The sequence below is a fragment of the Ilumatobacter sp. genome (assembly GCF_049588435.1).
Lineage (GTDB): Bacteria > Actinomycetota > Acidimicrobiia > Acidimicrobiales > Ilumatobacteraceae > Ilumatobacter_A.
Genome location: NZ_JBAVYV010000480.1, coordinates 1 through 5,786, shown reverse-complemented (window position 1 = coordinate 5,786; position 5,786 = coordinate 1). Strand labels below are relative to the sequence as shown.

Below are 5,786 nucleotides of genomic sequence, written 5' to 3'. Positions count from 1 at the left end.
TGACGGTGGGTGTGGTGTTCCTGGCATCGCACGGATCGCTGCGCGCGCTCGTGCACGCCGGCGATCCGGCGGCCCTGCTGGGGCTCGTGGCAGGAGCGCTGTTCGGGCTGACCGCGATCGGAATCGGTGAGGCAGCCGATCGACTGGGCGAAGCGCCGTCGTTCGACCGGGCCGTGCTCACGCTGACCGCCATGCTCGTGATCCAGGCGCTGGCGAACACCGTCTGGTTCGCCGTCGTCGATCGGGGCGAGATCGTTGCGACCTTCCGCGCCTGGCGTCCGGCGGTCGCCGTGGGCGTGCTCAGCCTGTGCGGATCGCTCGGCTGGGCGTGGGCATTCACGCTCGCGAGCGCCGCGAAGGTCCGCACGCTGGGTCAGGTCGAGTTGGTGATCGCCTTCCTCGTGGCCCGCTTCGTCCTCCACGAGCGACACGGTCGGGCCGACTACATCGGTTCGGCGATGGTGCTCGTCGGAATCGTGCTCGTCACCTGGCTCGGCTGAACGCGAGGCGCTGGATCGGACGGCCGGCGGGATCGCAAACCTGTTCGTTTCGTCGTGCACGATCGTGAACACTGGACGGATGGAGATCGCCGCCGACGGGACCGCACTTCGTCATCCCGCCGACGCCGACGCCGGGGCGGTTGCCGCAGCGGTCGCTGCGTCGATCGATCAGCTGGTTCCGTGGATGCCGTGGGCGAGTGCCGACTATGGCGAGGCGGACGCTCTCGCGTGGATCCGTGGCCAACTCGGTGATGCGCACCGTTTCGTGATGGTCGCTCCCGGAGGTGACCTCATCGGCACCTGCGGGCTCAACGAGATCGACGAACAGAACCGATCGGCCAACCTCGGATACTGGGTGCGATCGGATCGCGTCGGCCGCGGCCTGGCGACCGCGGCGACTCGGTCGCTCGCATCGTTCGGTCTCGGTGACGCGGGATTCCACCGACTCCGGATCGTGATGTCGGTACGCAACGAAGCGAGTCGTCGCGTCGCCGAGAAGGCCGGGGCTGGCTACGAAGGAATCGCGCGCGGTCGCCTGCTGCTCCGCGGCGAGTTCCACGACGCGCACGTGTTCAGTTTCGTGACCGGCGACATCTGAGCATCCCGCAATGCGCGTCGGTGCCTGGCACCGACGCGCATCAGCGGGTCGGTGACGGGGGATACCAGACGTCGTCGTCGTTGACCAGGATGGCGCCGGCCTCCGACGGACCCCACGAGTTGCGGAAGTACGGATAGATCGGTCCCGGCTCGTCGAGGGCGGGTTGGACGACGCGCCACGTCCCCTCGACGACGTCCTGTCGCGCGAAGCGCCGCAGCGAACCGAGCAGCGCGTCGCCGAGCAGCCGTTCGTACGCGTCCTGCCGCTCACCGAGGGCGGATGCGAAGTCCACGTCGATGTCGACCTCCTGGCTGTCCATGTCGGGTCCGGGGGTCTTGGCCTGCAGCGCGAACGTGACGCCGTCGTTGTTGCCGAGCCGGAGTCGGATCAGGTTGCGTTCGGGGCGCGGGCTCCCCTTCTCGTCGAAGAGCATGCGCGGCGGGCTGCGCAACTCGATCACGGCCTCGGTCGCGGCTTGTGCGAGACCCTTGCCCACCCGGACGTACCACGGCACGCCCGCCCATCGCCACGAGTCGATCTCGAGCCGGGCGGCGACGTAGGTCTCGACCTCGGAGTCCTCGGCCACGCCGACCTCGTCGCGATAGCCGACGTACTGCCCGCGGACGAGCGAATCGGAGTCGATCGGGCGCATCGCGTTGATCACCTTCGCCTTCTCGTCCTGGAGAAAGCCGGGGTCGGAACCGGCGGGTGGCTCCATCGCGAGCAGCGCGACCACCTGGAGCAGGTGGTTCTGGAGCACGTCGCGGATCGCTCCGACACCTTCGTAGAAGCTGCCGCGACCCTCGATCCCGATGTCCTCGGACATGGTCACCTGCACGCTGCGGACGAAGTGACGGTTCCACACCGGCTCGAGCAGGGTGTTCGCGAAGCGGAACACGAGGACGTCCTCGACGGCCTCCTTGCCGAGGTAGTGGTCGATCCGGAAGATGTGGTCCTCGGGGAACACGCTGTGCAGGATCCTGTTGAGTTCGACCGCCGACTCGAGGTCGCGTCCGAACGGCTTCTCGACGACGATGCGGCCGCGCTCGTTCAGGCCGACCGACGCCAGCTTCTCGGCCACGGTCGGAAACATCGTCGGTGGGATCGCCATGTAGAAGACGGCGGTACACGACTCGTGTCGATCGAGCGTGTCGCAGAGGTCGTTCCACGTCACCTCGGACGAGTAGTCGCCCTGGATCAGATCGAGACGATTCTGCAACGACTCGATGACCGCAGGGTCGGCGTCCTCGACGTGCTCCTCGATCGATTCTCGCGCGTGCGTGCGGAAGTCATCGTCGGTCCAGTCGCTGCGGGCGACGCCGATGACCGGGACGTGGAGCGTGCCGGACCGTTCCAGCGCGTACAGCGACGGGAACAGCTTGCGTTTCGCGAGATCACCGGTCGCGCCGAACAGGACGAGTGCATCGGCCTCGGGCTGATGCGCTTCGATCTGCGTGGTGTCGACGTAGGTGCCGCCGCGCTGGTCGCCGACGTTGCGGGTGGGGTCGGGTGAGTCGCTCATCGCGTCGAGCCCTTCTTCTCCTTGTGCCCACCGAAGCCCGCCCGCATCGCAGACAGTGCCTTGTTGGCGACGTCGTCGCGACCACGGGAGGCGAACCGTTGGAAGAGCGCCGCGGACAGGACCGGGACGGGAACGCCCTCGTCGATGGCAGCCGCGATCGTCCAACGCCCTTCGCCCGAGTCGCTGACGTGACCCGAGTACTCGCTCAACTCCGGGTCGTCGACGTAGGCCTCGGCGGTCAGGTCGAGCAACCACGATGCGATGACCGAGCCCCGTCGCCAGACCTCGGTCACCTTCCCGAGATCGATGTCGAGCTGGTAGTAGTCGGCCGAGTCGAGCGGGGCGGTCTCGGCATCCTGCTCGTGTTCCTGCTTGCCGATGTTCGCCTTGGCGAGCACGTTGAGTCCCTCGCCGATCGCCGACATCGCTCCGTACTCGATGCCGTTGTGGACCATCTTCACGAAGTGTCCGGCTCCGCTCGGGCCGCAGTGCAGCCAGCCCTTCTCCTCCGGAGCGATCTCGCCGGTCCGACCCGGCGTGCGTTCGGCCGCATCGAATCCCGGAGCCAACGTCTCGAACACGGGCTCGAGTCGTCCGACGGCGGTGTCGTCGCCTCCGATCATCAGGCAGTAGCCGCGCTCGAGGCCGGCCACTCCGCCGCTCGTGCCGACGTCGACGTAGTGGATGTTCTTCGGTGTGAGTTCCTTCGCCCGGTCGACATCGAGGTGGTACCAGGAGTTCCCGCCGTCGATGATCGTGTCGTCCTCGTCGAGCAGCGGAACCAGACGTTCGAGGGTCGACGTGACGAATGCAGCGGGGATCATCACCCAGATCGACCGGGGTGCGTCGAGCTTCGCGACGAGGTCCTCGAGGGATTCGGCACCGGTGAAGCCCTCGTCGACCATTGCGCTCACGGCGTCGGCATCGACGTCGTGGACGACACAGTCGTGCCCGCCCTGTTGCAGCCGTCTCACCATGTTGGCGCCCATGCGCCCGAGTCCGATCATTCCGAGTTGCATGTCGACAGCCTGCCACGTCAATCTGGCCCGTGTGACGCTGACCGATGCCGAGATCGAGCGCGACGTCGCGCTCGGAAAGGCCGTCCACGCCGCGTTGCTCGAACGGATCGCCGCCGCAGGCGACCGTCTCGATGCCGCCGGTCCCTCGCGTCTGCCGGGATGGAACCGCGCTCAGGTGATCACCCATCTTGCGCGCAATGCGGATGGACATCGCCGGATGATCGAGGGGGCGGGTCGGGGAGAGGTTCTCGAGCAGTATCCGGGCGGAGTCGACGGTCGGAACGCCGGGATCGACGAGGGAGCGACGCGATCCGCCGCCGCTGCCATCGGTGATCTGGTGGAAGCGACGGCGGCCCTGGAAGCCGCGTGGGAGGCCACGGACTGGCAGGGCGCGGGTCGTCGCACGCTGCGCGGCGAGACGCCGATCGACCGGTTGGCGTTCCTCCGTGTGCGCGAGGTCGCGCTGCACGGAGTCGACCTCGACATCGGGATCGAACTCGACGACCTCGACCCGCTGTACGTGCGCCTCGAACTCGCCCGCATGGAGATGCTCTGGACCGCACGCCAACCGATGGGGCTCACTCCGCTCCCCGCCGTAGCGCTGGCGCTCGCTCCTCCGGCACGGCTCGGCTGGTTCACCGGACGCCTCGCGGTCGACGGCCTCCGCCCCGCCGCAATCTTCTGACCGTGGTCACAGACTGCCGGCGAACGCGTGAGGTCTGTGCGCTCCCCGGCCGCAAACTCCTCACGCGAACGGCGAGTCGTTCGGTGTTGACAATCGGAGAGCTGGGGTTCTAACGTACAACCACATGGTTGTACGAAGTGAACTTTCCGACAGCGAGGTCGATCGACTCTTCCGGGCTCTGGCCGATGCGACGCGACGCGACATCGTGCGCCGGACCCTGGTGGCGGAGGCGTCGGTCAGCGAGCTCGCCGTCGAATACGACATGAGCTTCGCTGCGGTGCAGAAGCACGTCGCCGTCCTGGAGGAGGCCCGACTCGTGACGAAGGAACCGCGGGGCAGAGAACGCATCGTGCGCGGCGACCCGGAGCAGATCGGGCGGGCGCGAGCGCTCCTCGTCCAACTCGAGGACCTGTGGCGTTCACGCTTCGCTCAACTCGATGACGTACTCGCCGATCCGTCGCCCCGTTCGTCCCCCCGTTCGTCCCCGCGTTCGTCGCCCCGTTCGCCGGGGGTGGACGTGCGCTCCCGGCGCTCCTCGGCCCGACGGGAACCGAACGTCGACCCCTCGACCCGATCCACGAGACATCTGAAGGAGACATGATGCCCATCACCGAAACCACCTCCGACCCCGACGCCTTGACCCTGACGGTTGTGGGCGACTACGCCGTGCCGGTCGAGCGACTCTGGCAGGCCTGGAGCGATCCACGGCAGATCGAGCGGTTCTGGGGTCCACCCGAATGGCCCGCGACGTTCACCCGCCACGACATGGCCGCCGGCGGCCGTTCGCACTACTTCATGACCGGCCCGGACGGCGAGACATCTGCGGGCTACTGGCGGTTCGAGTCGGTCGATCCCGGCTCCGGATTCCGTGCCGTCGACGGATTCGCCTCGGACGACGGTTCGCCCAACGACGACTTGCCGACGTGTCGCTTCGACGTCAGCTTCGAATCGACGGCCGACGGGTCCCGCTTCGTCAGCGTCACGACGTTCCCCGACACACAGGCGATGGAGCAGATGTTGGCGATGGGCATGCTCGAGGGACTGCAGGCAGCGATGGGGCAGATGCCCGACGTGTTGGACGACCTGGAGTCGTTCGCTCATGGGCGCGGCACCGAGATGAAGTTGCTGACACCGACCAGTGCCCGGGTCAGCCGGGTCGTGCGAGGCGCCGTCGAAGAGGTGTGGCGGGCCCATCACGAGGCGGCGTTGATGCAGCGGTGGATGCTCGGGCCCGACGGGTGGACGATGCCCGTGTGTGAACCTGCCGCCGAAGTCGGCTCCCGCTATCGGTACGAATGGGAGTCGACGGACGGTGCCGATCGGTTCGGATTCGAAGGCGAGGTGCTGGAGTCGATCCCTCCGTATCGCGAGGTGACGACCGAGGCGATGATCGGGATGGACGGTGCACCGACGCGTCACGAGATGACGCTCACCCCGGCCGACGGCGCGACGCTGCTCAGTG

General features: G+C 67.6%; 7 protein-coding genes. 5 read left to right on the top strand and 2 right to left on the bottom strand.

What is annotated here, in order from left to right; translation table 11 throughout:
- Together WBV89_RS18210 and WBV89_RS18205 are read left to right on the top strand one after the other, a co-directional pair.
- A partial coding sequence (locus WBV89_RS18210) for an EamA family transporter (RefSeq protein ID WP_423982750.1) occupies positions 1-500 on the top strand: 500 nt, incomplete at its 5' end.
- Between the two features lie 79 nt (positions 501-579).
- A complete protein-coding gene (locus tag WBV89_RS18205) occupies positions 580-1,098 on the top strand; it encodes a GNAT family N-acetyltransferase (protein ID WP_423982749.1) in 519 nt (172 codons plus the stop codon).
- Between the two features lie 40 nt (positions 1,099-1,138).
- On the opposite strand, the gene zwf is transcribed toward WBV89_RS18205, so the two are convergent.
- Complete coding sequence (gene zwf / locus WBV89_RS18200) at positions 1,139-2,620, bottom strand: glucose-6-phosphate dehydrogenase (RefSeq protein WP_423982748.1); 1,482 nt, start codon at positions 2,618-2,620, stop codon at positions 1,139-1,141.
- Positions 2,617-3,639, bottom strand: coding sequence for a phosphogluconate dehydrogenase (NAD(+)-dependent, decarboxylating) (gene gnd / locus WBV89_RS18195; RefSeq protein WP_423982747.1), 1,023 nt, complete (start codon positions 3,637-3,639; stop codon positions 2,617-2,619). The genes zwf and gnd overlap by 4 nt, the downstream gene beginning before the upstream one ends.
- On the opposite strand from gnd, the gene WBV89_RS18190 reads away from it, so the two are divergent.
- The 3 genes from WBV89_RS18190 to WBV89_RS18180 form a co-directional block, all read left to right on the top strand.
- Positions 3,638-4,324, top strand: a complete 687-nt coding sequence (locus WBV89_RS18190; protein ID WP_423982746.1) for a maleylpyruvate isomerase N-terminal domain-containing protein — start codon at positions 3,638-3,640, stop codon at positions 4,322-4,324. The two genes, gnd and WBV89_RS18190, sit on opposite strands and share 2 nt — an antisense overlap.
- A gap of 124 nt (positions 4,325-4,448) precedes the next feature.
- Complete coding sequence (locus tag WBV89_RS18185) at positions 4,449-4,925, top strand: ArsR/SmtB family transcription factor (protein WP_423982745.1); 477 nt, start codon at positions 4,449-4,451, stop codon at positions 4,923-4,925.
- Positions 4,925-5,786, top strand: an 862-nt coding sequence (locus tag WBV89_RS18180; protein WP_423982744.1) for an SRPBCC family protein, incomplete at its 3' end; no start/stop codon positions are given. The genes WBV89_RS18185 and WBV89_RS18180, both read left to right, overlap by 1 nt.

Excerpts from the sequence above, each read along its gene's own strand:
- WBV89_RS18205 (WP_423982749.1), top strand. The coding sequence starts at position 580 with ATGGAGATCGCCGCCGACGGGACCGCACTTCGTCATCCCGCCGACGCC.
- zwf (WP_423982748.1), bottom strand. The coding sequence starts at position 2,620 with ATGAGCGACTCACCCGACCCCACCCGCAACGTCGGCGACCAGCGCGGC.
- WBV89_RS18190 (WP_423982746.1), top strand. The coding sequence starts at position 3,638 with ATGTCGACAGCCTGCCACGTCAATCTGGCCCGTGTGACGCTGACCGAT.
- gnd (WP_423982747.1), bottom strand. The coding sequence starts at position 3,639 with ATGCAACTCGGAATGATCGGACTCGGGCGCATGGGCGCCAACATGGTG.
- WBV89_RS18185 (WP_423982745.1), top strand. The coding sequence starts at position 4,449 with ATGGTTGTACGAAGTGAACTTTCCGACAGCGAGGTCGATCGACTCTTC.